Genomic DNA, 17,952 nt, shown 5'->3' on the forward strand with positions numbered 1-17,952 from the left:
CGATTTCTATTACTTTTGCCTTCCGAAACCAATAAATCATGAGAAGCCATGCTCAGTAAGTTCAAATTAAACCAGCTCTATTTCAAGGACACACAGTTTGCCAACCTCATGACACGGCGCATTTTCAACGTCCTTCTGATAGCCAATCCTTATGACGCCTTCATGCTGGAAGACGATGGCCGCATCGACGAAAAGATATTCAATGAATACACTTCGCTCTCCTTGCGCTACCCTCCCCGTTTCACACAGGTTTCCACTTGCGAAGAAGCACTGACACAACTGGCCTCCATCTCTTTCGACCTCATCATCTGCATGCCGGGTACGGGAGACAATGACAGCTTCGATGTGGCGCGATACATCAAAAGCCTTTATGAGCAAATTCCGATGGTGATACTTACCCCTTTCAGCCACGGCATCACCAAGCGCATTGCCAATGAAGACCTCAGCCCTTTTGAGTATGTATTCTGCTGGCTGGGAAACACTGACTTGCTGGTTTCCATCATCAAGTTGATAGAGGACAAGATGAACCTGGAGCACGACGTCAACGAAGTGGGCGTGCAGCTCATCCTATTGGTGGAAGACGGTATCCGCTTCTACTCCTCCATCCTGCCCAATCTGTATAAATTCGTATTGAAGCAGAGCCAGGAATTCTCTACCGAAGCACTGAATGCTCACCAGCGCACGCTGCGCATGAGGGGACGCCCAAAGATAGTCCTGGCACGTACGTATGAAGAAGCCTTCGGCATTTACGAGAAATACAAGAACAATATATTAGGTGTCATCACTGACGTACGCTTCCCCCGCATGGAACGGGGCGAAAAGGACGGACTGGCCGGTATCAAGCTCTGCGCCGCCATCCGCAAGGAAGACCCATTTGTACCCCTTATCATACAGTCCAGTGAATCGGACAACGTGGCATATGCAGCCAAATACGATGCAGCCTTCATCGACAAGAATTCCAAAAAGATGGACGTCGACCTGCGTCGTATCGTATCGGACAATTTCGGTTTCGGGGACTTTATTTTCCGCAACCCGGACACGTTGGAAGAGATTGCCCGCGTAAAAAATCTCAAAGAGCTTCAAAACATTCTTTTTGCCGTTCCGGCAGAATCGTTCCTTTACCACATCAGCCGCAACCACATTAGCCGCTGGCTCTACTCGCGTGCCATGTTCCCCGTGGCAGAGTTCCTGCGGCCCATCACCTGGAATAGCCTGCAAGACGTGGACGCCCACCGCAGAATCATCTTCGAGGCTATCGTAAAATACCGCAAGATGAAAAACCAGGGAGTGGTGGCAGTCTTCAAACGCGACCGCTTCGACCGCTATTCCAACTTTGCCCGCATCGGTGACGGTTCGCTGGGCGGCAAGGGACGCGGACTTGCTTTTATCGACAATCTGGTGAAACACCACCCCGAGTTCGAAGAGTTTGAGAATGCCCGTGTCGCCATCCCCAAGACCATTGTGCTCTGTACTGATGTGTTCGACGAGTTTATGGATACCAACAACCTGTATCAGATAGCCTTGTCAGATGTCAATGACGACGTCATCCTGCGTTACTTCCTCAAAGCCAAGCTACCCGACCGCCTGGTGGAAGATTTCTTCACCTTCTTCGATGTAGTGAAATCTCCCATCGCCGTCCGTTCGTCTTCGCTGCTGGAAGACTCGCACTACCAACCCTTCGCCGGTATCTACAATACCTATATGATTCCCTATCTGGACGACAAGTACGAGATGCTGCGCATGCTGAGCGATGCCATCAAAGGAGTATATGCTTCGGTCTACTTCCGCGACTCGAAGGCATACATGCAGGCAACAAGCAATGTCATCGACCAGGAAAAGATGGCTGTTATCCTGCAAGAGGTGGTAGGCAACCAGTATGGCGACCGCTACTACCCCAGCATGTCCGGCGTGGCACGTTCGCTCAACTACTACCCCATCGGTGACGAGAAGGCAGAAGAAGGTATCGTCAATTTGGCACTCGGCTTAGGCAAATATATTGTGGATGGCGGCATGACGCTTCGCTTCTCGCCCTATCACCCCAGCAAGGTGCTGCAAACCAGCGAAATGGAAATTGCCCTCAAAGAGACCCAAACCCGCTTCTACGCCCTCGACCTGCGCAATGCCGGTCACAACTTCTCCATCGACGACGGCTTCAACCTGCTGAAACTGCACGTCAAGGAAGCGGAAAAAGATGGAGCGCTGAACTACATTGCCTCCACCTACGACCCCTACGACCAGATTATCCGCGATGGCCTTTATCCCGGCGGCCGCAAGGTCATCACTTTTGCCAATATCCTGCAACACGACGTATTCCCCCTGCCACGCATCCTGCAACTGGCTTTGAAACACGGAGAGCAGGAGATGCGCCGTCCAGTAGAGATAGAGTTTGCCGCCACCATGAGCCGCGAGAAGGACAAGACCGGTACCTTCTACCTGCTGCAGATTCGCCCGATAGTCGACACCAAGGAGATGCTGGATGAAGATCTTACCGCCATTCCCGACAACCGGGTGCTGCTCCGTTCCAACAACTCATTGGGACATGGCATCATGAACGAGATACATGACATCATCTACGTGAAGACAGACGACTATAGCGCCTCCCACAACCAGGAGATTGCCTGGGAAATAGAGAAACTGAACCAGCAGTTCCTGGACGAAAGCCGCAATTATGTCCTCGTAGGTCCCGGACGTTGGGGCAGCAGTGACACGTGGCTCGGTATTCCCGTGAAGTGGCCACATATCAGCGCTGCCCGCGTGATAGTGGAAGCCGGACTGACCAACTACCGGGTAGACCCCAGCCAGGGAACCCACTTCTTCCAGAACCTGACCTCCTTCGGAGTGGGATACTTTACCATCAACGCCTTTATGAACGACGGCATATACAATCAGGAATTCCTGAATGCACAGCCTGCCGTACACGAGACGAAATACCTGCGGCATGTACATTTCTGCCAGCCGATGGTAGTAAAGATGGATGGCAAGAAGAAACTGGGAGTGGTGCTGATGCCTGAAGAATAAATAAATCAATCCGTCAGTCGGTGCAATACAATCATCACCACCTCTGCAGGAGCAAACATGCGGATGGCCTTCTGCGAAGTGCCGATACCGTTGGTGATAATCATCGGGATGTGCTTTGAGTTGTACTTCAACCCGGAGAGGAACCGCTGCCCGTAGTGCGAGGGAACTATCGGCGCGTAGAGTCCGAACAATGTCACTTGTCCTCCATGTGTATGTCCGGCCAGGATGAGGTCTGAGTTTGTCACCGGAACGTCCTCGGCATAGTCCGGTGTATGCGTCAGCAGGATTACGAAATCGTCGGGCGCCAGGCCGAGTGTGGGCGATGTGCCGTTCTTGCCCAAGTCGAAAGGATTGCGCACGCCCGCCACAAGAATCCGCTCACCGCCACGCCGCAGGGTGTCCACCTTGTGTTCCAGCAAATGCATGCCATAATGCCTCATCTCGCGCACGATGTCGTCATAGCAAGCCTCGTAGTCATTGTTGCCAAGCACGGCATAGGTTCCCAACGGCGTCTTTACTTGCGCCAGGGCAGCCATGACGGGTGGCACGTACCGGCAGCCTTCGTGAAAGTCGCCGCCAATCAGCAGCACGTCGGCCTTCTGGTCTATGAGCAGGCGGACCAGGTCCTTCAATCCCTCCTCCTTCAGCAGGCTTTTGTAGTGCAGGTCGGAGACAAAAGCGATGCGGAAGCCCTCGAAGGCGGCAGGCACGTCCCGATGCGTGAAGTCGTACGTCTTAATGCGGCTGACGCCCTTATAGGCCGAACCTACGTGGATAGTTGTCGATGTGATTCTTGTGCCTCGCTGCACAATTGCCTTTTGTGCTGGTGACGTTTTCTTTATCTGCTGTTTCTTTGCCTTGCCCTTCGTCGGCTGGCGGCAGACATTACGCAAATCAGACTGGTCAAAGGTGAACATCGGCGAAAGGCGGGCAGGCAACCCGATAGTATCGCCAAGCAGTGTGCTGTCTGCATACACGGCTGGCCGTGGCAACGATACGGTAATCATCCGCTTGGAACGGCAGGAAGACAAGAGCAGCAGAGAAAGAATGGATATGTAGACTAACTTCTTCATCATAAGTGGATGCAAATATAGGGATTTTCAGTATTTTTGCTGGCAGATGCCGAACTAAATTGGAACTACTATGAACGAGATTAAACAGAATTCACCCTACGCATGGTTTCTCGCCGCCCGCCCCAAAACGCTGACGGGAGCCATCATCCCGGTATTGCTGGGCAGCGCCCTTGCCTTCAGCGACGGACAGTTTAAGACCGCACCCGCCCTGCTGTGCGCCCTCTTTGCCTGCGGCATGCAGATTGCCGCCAACTTTATCAACGACCTCTTCGACTTCCAGAAAGGGACTGACCGTCGGGAAGACCGGCTGGGGCCGCAGCGCGCCTGCGCCGAAGGTTGGATTACACCGGCGACCATGAAAATCGGTATCGTCATCGCACTGACACTGTCTTGTCTGGCAGGGCTGGCAGTGCTGTCCACCGTCTGGGGGCAGCTGCCCCACGGAGGCTGGGAACTGGTGGTGCTGGGCGTGGTGTGCATACTGTTTGCTTTCCTCTATACCACGCTGCTCTCCTATCGGGGATGGGGCGACGTGCTGGTACTGGTGTTCTTCGGCTTCGTGCCCGTATGCGGCACCTACTACGTGCAGGCCTATACGCTGAACATGGATGTGCTGGTGCTGTCGCTCGTCAGTGGCCTCGCCATAGACACCTTGCTGATGGTAAACAACTATCGCGACCGCGAGCAGGATGCCGTGAGCGGCAAGTGTACGCTGGTGGTACGCTACGGCAAGAAGTTCGGTGAGAATATGTATCTGGCACTGGGCATCGCCGCCGTGCTGCTCTGCTTCTGGTTTGTCTACACGGGCAAGCTGACTCCACTGGAATTTATCTGGGCTCCCTGCGTCTATCTCTATATGCACGCACTGACGTGGCGCAAAATGATACAGATAGGTAGCGGTAAAAAGCTGAACAGCATACTGGGCGAGACGTCGCGCAATATGCTGTTCTTAGGATTACTGTTAGCGGTGGCGCTGAATTAAAGATTAGCAACGCATCATTTTTCCCTAATCCTTAATCTCTACCCCTTCCGCTGTACATCTGTTCGTAATATTTCTGATAATCACCGCTGGTCACTTCTTCCACCCACGGCTGGTTGTTCAGATACCATTCGATAGTTTTCACGATACCGACCTCGAACTTCGTCTCCGGATACCAGCCCAGGGCATTGGTAATCTTTGTGGGGTCTATGGCATAACGTTGGTCGTGGCCCAAACGGTCTTTGACGAAGGTGATAAGGCCTTCGTTTATCCAGCTGGTATCAATCGTACCGTCGGCTGCTTTTACTTGCTTCTTCAATACTTCGCGGTAACGGGGAGTCTCTTCCATCAAGCGGCGGACAGTGGCAATGGTGAGCTTTACAATTTCAAGATTAGTCTTTTCGTTGTGACCGCCTACGTTGTACACCTCGCCTTCCACACCCTCGCGGACAACGAGGTCGATGGCTTTACAGTGGTCTTCTACGTAGAGCCAGTCACGCACGTTACTGCCGTCGCCATAAACAGGGAGGTTCTTGCCTTCGAGGATATTCTTGATGATGAGCGGAATCAATTTTTCCGGGAAGTGGTAAGGACCATAGTTATTAGAGCAACGGGTAATGGTAACGGGCATCTTATAGGTGTCGTGATAGGCCATCACTACCATATCGGCACTCGTCTTGCTGGCGCTGTAGGGGCTGTGCGGACAAAGCGGAGTTTGCTCCGTGAAGTAACCTTCGGCACCAAGCGAACCGTAAACTTCGTCGGTAGATACCTGATGGTAACGGACGCCTTTGCGCCAAGTAGGATAACCGGAATCGTCCTTACCCGTGACCCAGGCACGGCGGGCGGCGTCAAGCAGGTTCTGTGTACCCAGAATGTTGGTCATCAGGAAAAGTTGGGGATTCTCTATGCTACGGTCTACGTGGCTTTCGGCAGCAAAGTTCACCACGTAATCGAATTTATATTTAGCAAACAGTTCATCGGCAAGCACACGGTCGCAAATGTCGCCTTTTACAAAGAAGCAACGTTCGTCGTCAATGTCGTTGGCAATGGTACCCAGATTGCCTGCGTATGTCAGGGCATCCAGTATCACCACTTCAATATCATTATGTTTTGCCAGGATGTATTTAATATAATTGGCACCGATAAATCCGGCAGCACCAGTTACGAGATAGGTTTTCATGAAAATGATTAGCGATTAATGATTAATGAAATAACTAAAGTAAATAATAGTACCAGAATAAGGGGCGACAGAAACATATAGGCACATCCTTATTCCGTCAGCGTTTCGACTCGGCCAACTCCATCAGATATTTGCCATACTCGGTCTTGCCAAGCTGTTCGCCCAGACGATACAACTGGTCTACATCTATCCAGCCCTTGCGCCAAGCAATCTCTTCGATACAGCTGACACGGAAACCTTGGCGGTTCTGGATGGTAGCCACAAAATTGCTGGCTTCCAGCAAGCTGTCGCAGTTGCCTGTATCAAGCCAGGCAAAACCACGGCCGAAGAGTTCCACTTTCAGCGTACCTTCATTCAGATAGAGACGGTTGAGGTCGGTAATTTCGTATTCACCGCGGGCGGAGGGCTTCAAGGAAGCGGCTTTCTCTGTCACGGTGGAATCGTAGAAGTAAAGACCGGGGACGGCGTAGTTACTTTTAGGTTCTGCGGGTTTCTCTTCCAGCGAAACGGCTTTGCCGTTGGCATCAAACTCCACAACGCCGTAGGCACGGGGGTCCTTGACGTAATAACCGAAGATGCAGGCCCCTTTGTCGATGGAAGCGGCACGCTTCAGCATGGCCGAGAAGCCTTGACCGTAGAACATATTGTCGCCCAAGATGAGGCATCCCGGTCCGCCGTCCAAGAACTCTGCACCCAGCACAAAGGCTTGTGCCAGTCCATTGGGATTCTCTTGTATCTTATAGGAAAAGGACATGCCGAGTTCTTCGCCGGTTCCCAGCAGCTCGCGGAACATGGACAAGTCACGTGGAGTAGAGATGATAAGCACTTCGCGAATTCCCGCCAACATCAATGTAGAGAGCGGATAGTATATCATCGGTTTGTCATAGACAGGCATTATCTGCTTGGAGATAGCCTTGGACAACGGATAGAGACGAGTGGCACTGCCACCTGCAAGAATAATTCCTTTCATATTTCAGTTCTTTTTCGGTGATACTTCAAAATGGAGAATAAAATAAGAAGGAGGACGATGCCCCACGGCTCTACTTGCTATTCGGGCACAAAGATAATGGAAAAATTCGATTAAGTGAAGGCTTGGTTTCATCTTTTTGCTTCTTTGCTTTGCTTACTCCGGTACATTGTTTTGCTTATTTCAAAAAGATACGCCATTCACCCCAGCAGACAACGGACATTACCTCAGTGCGCAACAGCCATCACCCCTTGATGAAACGGTCTTTACCTTAGCACGTAACGGCATTTTCCCAATAGTGTAACGAGATTTACCCTACAGTGTAACGAGACTTACATTAGAATGTAACGGCTTTTACACTGTAGAGTAAACAATCCGTAAATACAGTCTGCTGATAATAAACAAGCTACGTCATCGGTCAGCAAGTTCTATCACCTCCAAATCCTTGAACGTTCCCCCATCAACCGCAAAGCGTACCATCGTACGTACCTTATGGAAACCTTGAATGCCCGCAGCACCCGGATTGATGTGCAGCACGTCCAACGTCTTGTCATACTTCACCTTCAGTATATGTGAGTGCCCGCTGATGAACAACTTGGGTGGACGCACCAGAATGCTGCCTTTGATGGAAGGGTCGTAGTTGCCGGGATAACCGCCGATATGTTTCATCAGCACTTCTGCCCCATCTACCGTGAAACGGAGAATCTGCGGATAGAGCTGCCGTATCTCCTGCCCGTCAATATTGCCATACACGGCACGGAAGGGACGGAAAGCCGCCAGCTTCTGTGCCACTTCCAGCGAACCGATGTCACCGACGTGCCAGATTTCGTCACAAGACTCGAAATATTGCAGGTACTTTTCATCCCAGTAACCATGCGTATCTGATAACAAACCAACTTTTGTCATTTTTCCTTTGTTTATTAAGACAAAGGTAATTATATTTGGGGAGAATACAATGTGATTAACACATCAACACCATGGAGAACAGATATTTCAAACGTGACATCAGCTGGCTGTCTTTCAACTACCGCGTGCTGCTGGAAGCCGAAGACGATACACTGCCATTATACGAACGCATCAACTTTATTTCCATATACTCCTCCAATCTGGAAGAATTCTACAAGATACGTGTGGCCGACCATAAGGCCATAGCCACCGGAGCCTCGCAAAGCGACGAAGAGAGTGTGCAATCCGCTACCGAGCTGGTAGATGAAATCAACTGGGAAGTCAACCGCCAACTGGAGGAGCGTATCCGCATTTACGAACAGAAGATACTGCCCGCCCTGCGGAAACATCACATCATATTCTATCAAAGCCGCAACGTAGAACCGTTTCACCGCGACTTTGTGCGCAGCTTCTTCCGTGAAGAGATATTCCCCTATCTGGCTCCGGTGCCCGTAAGCAAGGACAAGGTGATTTCATTCCTGCGCGACAACCGTCTCTATCTGGCCGTGCGGCTTCATCTGAAAGGAGCTCCCGTCGGTTCTCCAAACCGCATCCAGTATTTCGTGATGAAACTGCCGTACAGCAAAGTGCCGCGCTTCATCCAGTTGCCCAAGGTGGGAAAAGACTATTATCTGATGTTCATTGAAGACATCATCAAGGCCAATCTGGATACCATCTTCCCCGGTTACGAAGTGGACAGCAGTTATTGCATCAAGATTTCACGCGATGCGGATATTCTGATAGACGATGCCGCCAATACCTCCGAAATCATCGAACAGGTGAAGAAGAAGGTAAAGAAACGCAAGATAGGCGCCGTGTGCCGTTTTGTATACGACCGCGCCATGCCTCAGGACTTCCTCGATTTTCTGGTAGATGCCTACCGCATAGACCGCCGGGAGATGGTTCCGGGCGACAAGCACCTCAACATGGAAGATTTGCGGCATCTGCCCAATCCCAACCAGAGCGTGCGTCCCATCAAGAAACCCCAGCCCATGAAGCTGACCTGCCTGGACGAACGCGAATCCATCTTCCGCTACGTGGAGAAAAAAGACTTGCTGCTGCATTATCCCTACCACTCCTTCGACCACTTCATCCATTTCCTATATGAAGCCGTCCACGAACCCACCGTACGTGAAATCATGGTGACCCAGTATCGTGTGGCAGAGAACTCCACCGTCATCAACACCCTGATAGCCGCCGCACAGAACGGAAAGAAAGTCACCGTCTTTGTAGAACTGAAAGCACGCTTCGATGAGGAGAACAACCTCGCCACCGCCGAAATGATGAAGGCCGCAGGCATCAATATCATCTACAGCATACCGGGACTGAAGGTACATGCCAAAGTAGCCCTCGTGCTCCGCCGCGACAAGGAAGGGCACAAAATGACAAGCTACGCCTACATCAGCACCGGCAACTTCAACGAAAAGACCGCCACCCTCTATGCCGACAGCGGACTATTCACCTGCAACCCGGTGATTGTAAACGACCTGCACAACTTGTTCCGTACTCTGCAGGGAAAGGAAAATCCGGTGTTCCACCGCCTGCTTGTGGCCCGTTTCAACTTGATACCGGAACTGAACCGTCTCATCAGCCACGAGATGCAACTCGCCCAACAAGGCAAACGGGGACGGATTATCCTAAAGATGAATGCCCTGCAAGACCCCGCCATGATAAACCGCCTCTACGAAGCCTCGCAAGCCGGTGTAGAGATAGACCTCATTGTCCGCGGCATCTGCTGCCTCATCCCCGGAAAGGAGTACAGCCGCAACATCCGCGTGACACGCATTGTGGATACCTTTCTGGAACATGCCCGTGTGTGGTACTTCGGCAACGGCGGCGCACCCAAGCTCTTCCTCGGCTCGCCGGACTGGATGCGGCGTAACTTGTACCGCCGTATCGAAGCCGTCACCCCCATTCTGGACCCGGACTTGAAGCAAGAGCTCATCGATATGCTATCCATACAACTGTCGGACAAACGGAAAGCCTGCTTTGTGGACGACCGGTTGCGAAACCGCTGGAAGTCGTCGCGACCGCAAAAGGAGAAGGTACGGTCGCAATATAGCTTTTATGAATACTTGAGAGAGAAAATATAAACAACTCTGCCCCAATACACCTCCGGCTCAACTGTCTTTTATAGGACACAGACGTACGGCAGTTCCTCCACTACGTGCTTGCCGAATGGTGAGGGTATCACTATAAGTCACTTCGCGCTCTTCTATAAGTATAGCAGCAGGACATGTCTCATAATCGGCCTCAGGAGCATCACGATAAATAGTAGCCAGATATCTTTTATCTGTATCGAGAAAAGACAGACTGATATTAGCCGTTCGTTCCTCATCTCCCGTGATGCTGCCTATATACCAGCATCCCTCTCCTTTATCGCAACGGGCAATAGTAACATAACTGCCAATGCATGCTTCCGGCACCACTGTTCTGCTCCAATCTGTAGGACAAGATACTATAAAATTAAAAGGTTCCGGATTAGCCTCGTAATTCTCTATTTCATCCGAAGCCATTTGTAACGGTGAATAGAGCACCACAAACAGCGCCAATTGTTTGGCCAGTGTGGTATGTACACGTGTCTGTGGCATTACATCGTTAACAAACCGAAACGTCACCGGTGTAAAGTCCATCGGGCCTGCCAACCCACGAGTGAAAGGCAATATTACGGTATGAGAGGGAGGATTTCCACCATCTACATCCCAAGCGTCCCATTCTTGTCCACGTACTCCCTCTTGTGTCATCAGATTAGGAAAAGTACGCTGCAAACCTGTAGGAATCACCGGTTCATGATTATCAATACAGATACGGTGACGGGCAGCAGCCTCTATTACCTTGCGATAATGAAGTACACCAAACTGACTGCTATGATATTCTTTCCCATCAAGCAAATCGCCCACATAACCCGTTTTTACTTGATGCACACCATATTTCTCATAGAACTTGAAACCATCTTCCATCTGATTTTCATAATTGGAAACATTACCGCCAGTTTCATGATGTCCTATCAAAGCTACTCCTTTGCTACGCCCATAATCAGTAATACGTTGTATATCAAAATCGGTATAAGGTTTTGTGAAACTAAACTTCCAAGTAGCCCAGTCTTCATTCCACCCTTCCACCAGTACACCTCCCAGGTTATTGGCAGCAGCAAAATCGATGTGACGCATTGTATTCTCTGTTGTGGCCCCATGATGGAGACCGGCATGCCAGGTGTTATGCTTCATGTGATAAGTCCACCAAATTCCAATATAGCGCATAGGTTGTATCCAGGAAGTATCGGTTATACGACAAGGTTCATTAAGATTTAACATGAGACGGGAAAGAAGCAAATCACCGGCAGATTCAGCCACTATCATTGTACGCCAAGGAGATACACGAGTATCGGTAACACGTACTTTCTCACCTGTACTCCAAGGTGTAAGAGCCGCACGTAATGTGACCGTTTTATTATCTTCAGGTTGCTCAACCGGCTTCAAGTTCATGGCAGCATAATCTGTAAGATTTGCTTCATGAATAGCCAAATAAAGGCTATCTGTTGTCTCAATCGTCACCGGAGTGCTTACCCATCCCATCTTACTAAGAGTTTTTTTCTCAAATAAGGCTTCGTAAAAACGAACTCCTTTCACTGGAATACTCCAAGCATCATAATCTGCAGGAAAAACGAATTCAGTCACTTCGTCATCAATAAGAAACTCTTGTAGCTGTTGCTGGCGAGGGAACTCATACCGGAATCCCATCCCATCATCAAAAAGACGAAAAATAATATTCAGTTCCCGCTCCAACGATGTTTCTTCCTTGAGGCATACCCTCAATTCATTATAATGATTTACAATTTCAGCCTCTTCCCCCCATACTGGTTGCCACACATCATTATGCGAATCATGCTTAACCTCTTTTAGAACGAAACCAGTCAAAAGATCTGGCGCATCCTTCAAAACCAATCCCAGACGTGAAGGAAGTAAAATATTCTTCCCCGCATGTCTTAAACAATATCGAGGAGCACCTTCTTCATCAAGTGTAAACTCTAAAGAAAGTTTTCCATTTGGAGAGGTCAACTTGATATGTTCCTGCTGGCATGAAATCATCCATAGGCCTAAACATAAAGCAAGTATAATCTGTAGCGTTTTTTTTAGTTTCATAGTCATTACCGAATTTAATTTTATATATCCAATTCTTATTTTATAAGTCTACTGACAAACAGTCCCTTCCCTTCCTCAGCCGGAATAACACAGAAGTTTACGAAACCACAGACAGACTCCGGTTCAAGCAACGTAGCAACCAAATTTCCTAAAGGTTGTGCCAAAGGTACCAACCAACTACCTATTGGAAGTTCTACATTATCTTCATAGACATCCGTTTCTACATTTACCGGATGAATCCCCTCCCATTCCTTCTCTGCACGATACAGACGGGTTACTTTGTAACGCTCAACTTTTGCTTTTTGTACACGGGTAACTTGCTCAATGTGTACACCCAACGCTCGAAGCTTACATACTGCTTCTGTACAGGGAGCATCGAGCAGATAAGCTTTAGGGCGAGTACGCATCAATTGAGGTTTTGCCTGCATGGCATCAAGGGTTGGCAGTTCAGTCTTAAACAGTTCATTGGCCTTATAATCGATAAAAGAGACTACATGACGTACAGTATCCGAAGTGAAAGTAACATATATCGGTTCAGTAGCTTTCAAGGTGCGCTTCCTGGCTTGTTCTATCTTACGTTTAATTGAAGCACGATGTTGCGCAGCAGTAACCAACGTTTGCCGTGCCACCAAGAAACCGCACTCACTACGACGCGCAAAACACTCCGGTCCCAATCCAATACCTCTTATTTCGACAAAAAGCGATACAGCCCCCGTCAATGCTTGAAAAGTAGAACTGGACTGCGGACTTTTGGCACCTTTTACAAGAACAAGGGAACCATCTGCCACACGAGGAGTAAAGTAGAAACCGGAAGCATAACCGGCACTATTTAAAACGACCTCTGCCTCACGACGAAAAAGTTCTTCAGACAGCGTACGTAAAGCTAAAGGCGCATTAAGATGTCCTGTAGGTAAAAAAAGTACATCAGCAGCATTTGCTGTCGGCACTCCACGTAATAAGTTAAACTCACGACGTAAAGGTGTATATTCATGAATATCAAGAGCTACGTCCGGATTCCATTGCTGGTAGGACTGCTTCAACAGCAAAGTGACAGCATCCTCTAATTTGCTCTGATCGCGATTCAAATCGTAGCCATCGGCTGAACGACGTTGCTGAATGGCATAACCATCAACATTGGCTATAGGAACCAAAGCCACAGCTATATGATTCAGCAATTCACGTCCTTCTTTTTCACAAAGTAAGTAACGGACAAGCATGCATACAGCCTCAGCACCTGCCGGCTCGTTACCATGCAGTGCCGCTTGAATCCATACCCTTACCTTCTTCTTGTCGGGAGTACCCAAATAAAGTACCGGAATGGTACGTCCTTGTTTGGTAACACCAATATTCTCCATATATGCCAAACCCGGAGAACGTACAACCAATTGCTGTAAATAGTCCTTTATCTCATCAACCGATGCCAATCCGCTACCGTAAGGTTTACTTAGAGTAGGTGTCTCACGGTCAAATTTGGGGTCAGGATAGAAACTTGCAGTTACTCCGGCAGGTTGCTTCGACTGATTTCTATTCCATAACACAAGATTAGCTAATACCACTTCTTGTGCTATCCTCTGTAAATAAAGAGCCGTTTCAGACGGTAGACCTGCATAATAATCGCTGCTAAAAGGCTCACCAAAAAAAATTGCATAAAAGACACAAGCCGCCAGATAACTGCCTGCAGGACTAGGATGGCTGCCATCAGAATTATACAACTGCAAACTTGGACACTCTCTACGTACACGTCTCCATGCCTCACCCACAGGAGCACAATAAGCATCAAGGACATCAGCCATTTCCAAATAGTTTTCCGTAAGTTGCTGCTGCATTCCTTCATAAGTATCATTATTACGCCCCCATGTCATATAACAGACACTTTTTCCTTTTGGGGCATAAAGACGGCGTAAACTATCTAACTGCGCCGCAGGATGGAATACATTCTTCTTTACCCATTCCTTTTCACGAGTAGGTGCCTTGCTCTGTTCCTGCATCACCATATAATCCCATCCTCCTTCACGAATCGCCTCTAATGTTTGCGTATTGGCTGCATGCTGTCTCAAGTACCAACCAGGGTTAGCAACCTGGCGCACTGATATTTTTTTTCCACATGAGGATGCTAACGATTGGACTTGCAATGGCAAACGATTAAAAAAAGTATAGCTGTTACCTATAAAAAGTACCCGTAAAGAATCTGTCGTCAATAATGGCACAGCTTGTTTCCCCATAGGGACAGCCTCATGCCCGATGCCGCACTCTTCTATCTTGCGCCAATGGCATTCCCAACCACGGGATGCAGCCAACTGGTGAATATAAAGCCAGAAACTACGCCCACGCTCCATACGGTTTCGTCCTTGTCGTTCAGCTTCAGGAGTCTTGCGTAGAAAAGACTCACGTATCGTATCTCCCAAAGCCAGCTGTAGTATGATAGGTTTTGACAAGTATTTTTTTATCTGTTCAGATGAAATATAGGGGATACCAGCCGTACCATAAGGATATGTCTGGGCCAAATCAGGAAAAGTATACCAACCGGGAGAACTTATAATAGCTTTTTCCACATAAGGACTATCGTGAAAAAGCATGAAACGCTGTACGAATTGCCCACCAGCAGAATGACCATAAATCATATATCCTTTGCGCATGCTTCCCGTAAATTGACGCACATATTCAAATAGTTTATCAACCAACACTGGTGTAATTTTTTCGGGAGCATTAGCTACTGTATGGGCAGCATTCATCACCCCCACCTCCTGATAGTCTGCCAAAGGATAAGATTTCAAATCAAAGTGAGGTATAAAAAGCATAAAACCCTTTCTCTCCGCTTCTTCTTTCCAACCGTCCAAAAGATAACGATAACCGCGGTCTCCTCCTTCAAAGACAAATACAATAGGCATTTGTTTAATATCCCCCTGGGAAGGTATATAATAATGTACATCTACCGGGCGATCGGCAAAAGGAGGGTATTGACTATAAGTGAAGAAATGTTCACCTCTTGGCCTTTCCAAAGTCTGTTTCGCTATTGCAGATAAACAAATACAGAGGAATCCAATATAAAATATAATCAGCTTCTTCATAATTCGTACCTTCCCTTCTTTACTATTGTACCATCTTGCATTACAAATTTACCACGGGCAATGACATCTGTAAGCTGCAAATCTTCCGCCAAAAAACACAAGTCTGCATCTGCTCCTTGTGCCACAATACCTTTAGCTCGTAATTTCAGATTACGAGCCGGATTGGATGTTATCAATGTAATCGCTTGTTCCAATGGTACCCCCTCCTCATTGACTAATGCAACTACCTCCTTGAAATTTAAATTCAAAGGAGCAGGACGATAAGATATTTCTCCAGTTTCAGGATTCACTCTGCGTACGCCACCATGGCCATCACTAGAAAAAGTAATGCGATCAAGGGGGACACCAGCTTGCAATGCACGTATCACACAACGATGGGGAGTATCAAACTTTGAGCCACCAGTCGAAAAATCAATCATTCCACCTAATTTACCAAATTCTACAGCCTGCATAAAAAGAGCTTCAGTACGTATCAGATGAGTAGGAGACAGATAAGATATCAGTGTAGGATAGTGACGAGCAATATTGAGTAAGGGCTCAATACCTTCCGGAAGTGCTCCCAAATGAATGTGGAGAATTCCTCCTTTACCAGATGTAAATCCCCCTAAACGTACCTGATGTATAATACGCAATATCTCTTGCTCTGTCGGAAACGGACTACGGTCATCACTCATCGCCAGCTTACAGCCAATAACTTTATCTATGAAGATAAGATCGTCAGCCACACTATTCATCAATGTTTTGGTAGGCAATCCGTAATAATTTGTCAGCATATAAGCCGACAATCCGTCATCGTCAATAGCTTTGGCCTTGGCATAAAGCGTAGTAAGTTCTTTGGCAAATCCATCAGTACCAAGCATACCCAATACAGTAGTAGTACCACATGCCACCAGTTCGCTCATAGTCACCTCGGGGAGTAATGAGGCATAACCTTGTTGCCCTCCTCCACCAGTAATATGTACATGCTGATCTATAAATCCCGGAGTAACAATTTTACCTTGCACGTCAATAGTATGGCAAAATGATTCATTCAGTTCAATTGTCTTTGAAATATGCGCAATCTTTTCTCCGCATAGCAAAATGTCTGTTTTACCAAGATAGGCAGGAGCATATAAATTTGCATTCTTTATCAATGTAAACATAGCTGTCGATTAATTTTAGAAAGTGATAAGATGATAAAGTATCAAGAAAACAATTCCTCCTATTAAAGGAAATGTATTACGCCTTGCCAACTCCACTGATGACACACCGGCTACCCCGGCAATGGCAACAATGACTCCGGCAATAGGAGATGCGGCACGTCCCATGCTTGCCGCCAACTGCAAAGGAAGTATCAATGAAAAAACCGGCAAACCAAGCTGAGTGGCTATACCCGGCAATAAAGGACCAAATGAAAAAAAGGCTGCATTGCCACTTCCCATCAGCATGGCAGCTCCAAAAATAATGAGAGTAAAGATTGCGGCAATAGCTAATCCCGAAAGTCCGATATGAGAGGAATAACCCACCAATGAATCAATAAATCCCAAACCAATCAGTCCTTTAGAGAAAACTTCTGAAGCTACAATCAATGTTACAACTGAAATAAACACATTTCCCATGCCTTTCCAAAAACTTGCAAAAACGTTAAAAGTAGTACGCACACTACGAGTATGAAACAACACAAATACCAATGATAAGAACAGAGAAAAAAGCATAGCAGTAGTGGTACCCAATGTTACAGTAGGCTGAAACAGTCCCACAAAAGGTGAAAAGAAAATGAGAAGAGCCAAAGGTAATACCGGGAGTAGCGCAAAAGCCAATGGAACATCCGGTTTTTCTACTAATGAGGTTGCAGTCACATTTGACACCTGCAATATGCCATCCTGCTGTTTCTTTACATCTTTTTTATCAAAATAACGGTTATTAAAATAGAAGAGTACCATTACAACCAAGGAAGTAGGAATTACTAAAGGAAGTTGATGAGTGATAAAATATTCCACATTGGATTGTCCTATCAATTCGGCAGCCATAGCAGTATTTGCCGACCCCGGTCCCTGATCAAATAGAGTAGCAGCGGCAATGACTGACAATGCTGTAAGTTGGCTTACTCCCAAACTAATTAAAACAGGATAAACCGAAGCCACAAGCAACAATCCTAATCCGGCAGCTGAAGGAGTAGTAATAAAAAGTAATTGTCCAATAGGAATAACTATAGTAGCCGCCAAATAAGGATAACGTCGAAAAAGACCTAATGGCTTCATGGAAATATAGACCAATGCATTAGTAGCCTTTATGTTATTCATGAAAGCTACATAACCGCCAATTGTCATTATCATAAACCCTGCACGCGCCAAATTAGAAAGAAAAACTTCCTCTATCATCCTTACCAAATCAAACACCACCATTCCCGTAGCTTCACTAGGTACTACCGAATGCACTTGCATGAAAAAAGCAGCTGTAAGCATTAATAAACCGGAAAGCATCAAAAGACCTTGAGGATTGAGCTTACGATAAAGACCTACCGCTGTAATCCCTACCATAAGAAGACTAAAAATGAAAGCCAATTCGGACATGATGTATCAAGATATTAAGTTTTTG

General features: G+C 47.7%; 11 protein-coding genes. 3 read left to right on the top strand and 8 right to left on the bottom strand.

All coding sequences use genetic code 11. From position 1 onward, the window contains the following. Positions 1-48 precede the first annotated feature (48 nt). A complete protein-coding gene (locus tag M1B78_RS07335; protein WP_257940297.1) occupies positions 49-3,018 on the top strand; it encodes a PEP/pyruvate-binding domain-containing protein in 2,970 nt (989 codons plus the stop codon). A gap of 5 nt (positions 3,019-3,023) precedes the next feature. On the opposite strand, the gene M1B78_RS07340 is transcribed toward M1B78_RS07335, so the two are convergent. Further along, positions 3,024-4,091 carry a metallophosphoesterase gene (locus tag M1B78_RS07340; protein WP_257940316.1) on the bottom strand — a complete coding sequence of 356 codons (1,068 nt, stop codon included), beginning with the start codon at positions 4,089-4,091 and terminating at the stop codon, positions 3,024-3,026. A 70-nt stretch (positions 4,092-4,161) separates the two neighbouring features. Here M1B78_RS07340 and menA point away from each other — a divergent pair, with 70 nt between their 5' ends. Continuing rightward, positions 4,162-5,073, top strand: coding sequence for a 1,4-dihydroxy-2-naphthoate octaprenyltransferase (menA, locus tag M1B78_RS07345; RefSeq protein WP_257940298.1), 912 nt, complete (start codon positions 4,162-4,164; stop codon positions 5,071-5,073). A 31-nt stretch (positions 5,074-5,104) separates the two neighbouring features. Here the strand turns inward: menA and rfbB are convergent, their stop codons facing one another. The 3 genes from rfbB to M1B78_RS07360 all read right to left on the bottom strand — a co-directional run bounded on the left by rfbB (position 5,105) and on the right by M1B78_RS07360 (position 8,126). Then, complete coding sequence (gene rfbB, locus M1B78_RS07350; RefSeq protein ID WP_257940299.1) at positions 5,105-6,253, bottom strand: dTDP-glucose 4,6-dehydratase; 1,149 nt, start codon at positions 6,251-6,253, stop codon at positions 5,105-5,107. Positions 6,254-6,350: 97 nt separating this feature from the next. Beyond that, positions 6,351-7,223: a glucose-1-phosphate thymidylyltransferase RfbA gene (gene rfbA / locus M1B78_RS07355; protein WP_257931062.1), complete on the bottom strand. Its 873-nt coding sequence runs from the start codon at positions 7,221-7,223 to the stop codon at positions 6,351-6,353. Between the two features lie 408 nt (positions 7,224-7,631). Then, positions 7,632-8,126 carry a metallophosphoesterase family protein gene (locus tag M1B78_RS07360; RefSeq protein ID WP_136010280.1) on the bottom strand — a complete coding sequence of 165 codons (495 nt, stop codon included), beginning with the start codon at positions 8,124-8,126 and terminating at the stop codon, positions 7,632-7,634. A gap of 71 nt (positions 8,127-8,197) precedes the next feature. Between M1B78_RS07360 and M1B78_RS07365 the strand changes: the two genes are divergently transcribed. Then, entirely contained in the window at positions 8,198-10,258 is a 2,061-nt protein-coding gene (locus M1B78_RS07365; protein ID WP_257940300.1) for an RNA degradosome polyphosphate kinase, read from the top strand. Positions 10,259-10,285: 27 nt separating this feature from the next. Here M1B78_RS07365 and M1B78_RS07370 read toward each other — a convergent pair whose 3' ends face one another. The 4 genes from M1B78_RS07370 to dcuC are packed head-to-tail and all read right to left on the bottom strand — an operon-like array spanning position 10,286 to position 17,927. After that, positions 10,286-12,313, bottom strand: coding sequence for a glycoside hydrolase family 97 protein (locus tag M1B78_RS07370; protein ID WP_257940301.1), 2,028 nt, complete (start codon positions 12,311-12,313; stop codon positions 10,286-10,288). Between the two features lie 29 nt (positions 12,314-12,342). Further along, positions 12,343-15,375, bottom strand: coding sequence for a M14 family zinc carboxypeptidase (locus tag M1B78_RS07375; RefSeq protein ID WP_257940302.1), 3,033 nt, complete (start codon positions 15,373-15,375; stop codon positions 12,343-12,345). Continuing rightward, positions 15,372-16,517 (bottom strand): beta-aspartyl-peptidase, encoded by a 1,146-nt coding sequence (gene iadA / locus M1B78_RS07380; protein WP_257940303.1) that lies wholly within the window; start codon positions 16,515-16,517, stop codon positions 15,372-15,374. The genes M1B78_RS07375 and iadA overlap by 4 nt, the downstream gene beginning before the upstream one ends. A gap of 15 nt (positions 16,518-16,532) precedes the next feature. Further along, positions 16,533-17,927, bottom strand: a complete 1,395-nt coding sequence (dcuC, locus tag M1B78_RS07385; protein WP_257940304.1) for a C4-dicarboxylate transporter DcuC — start codon at positions 17,925-17,927, stop codon at positions 16,533-16,535. Between the last annotated feature and the right edge of the window lie 25 nt (positions 17,928-17,952).

This window comes from Bacteroides muris (ex Fokt et al. 2023) (assembly GCF_024704895.1).
GTDB classification, from domain to species: Bacteria; Bacteroidota; Bacteroidia; order Bacteroidales; family Bacteroidaceae; genus Bacteroides; species Bacteroides muris.

Excerpts from the sequence above, each read along its gene's own strand:
- M1B78_RS07335 (WP_257940297.1), top strand. The coding sequence starts at position 49 with ATGCTCAGTAAGTTCAAATTAAACCAGCTCTATTTCAAGGACACACAG.
- M1B78_RS07340 (WP_257940316.1), bottom strand. The coding sequence starts at position 4,091 with ATGAAGAAGTTAGTCTACATATCCATTCTTTCTCTGCTGCTCTTGTCT.
- menA (WP_257940298.1), top strand. The coding sequence starts at position 4,162 with ATGAACGAGATTAAACAGAATTCACCCTACGCATGGTTTCTCGCCGCC.
- rfbB (WP_257940299.1), bottom strand. The coding sequence starts at position 6,253 with ATGAAAACCTATCTCGTAACTGGTGCTGCCGGATTTATCGGTGCCAAT.
- rfbA (WP_257931062.1), bottom strand. The coding sequence starts at position 7,223 with ATGAAAGGAATTATTCTTGCAGGTGGCAGTGCCACTCGTCTCTATCCG.
- M1B78_RS07360 (WP_136010280.1), bottom strand. The coding sequence starts at position 8,126 with ATGACAAAAGTTGGTTTGTTATCAGATACGCATGGTTACTGGGATGAA.
- M1B78_RS07365 (WP_257940300.1), top strand. The coding sequence starts at position 8,198 with ATGGAGAACAGATATTTCAAACGTGACATCAGCTGGCTGTCTTTCAAC.
- M1B78_RS07370 (WP_257940301.1), bottom strand. The coding sequence starts at position 12,313 with ATGACTATGAAACTAAAAAAAACGCTACAGATTATACTTGCTTTATGT.
- M1B78_RS07375 (WP_257940302.1), bottom strand. The coding sequence starts at position 15,375 with ATGAAGAAGCTGATTATATTTTATATTGGATTCCTCTGTATTTGTTTA.
- iadA (WP_257940303.1), bottom strand. The coding sequence starts at position 16,517 with ATGTTTACATTGATAAAGAATGCAAATTTATATGCTCCTGCCTATCTT.
- dcuC (WP_257940304.1), bottom strand. The coding sequence starts at position 17,927 with ATGTCCGAATTGGCTTTCATTTTTAGTCTTCTTATGGTAGGGATTACA.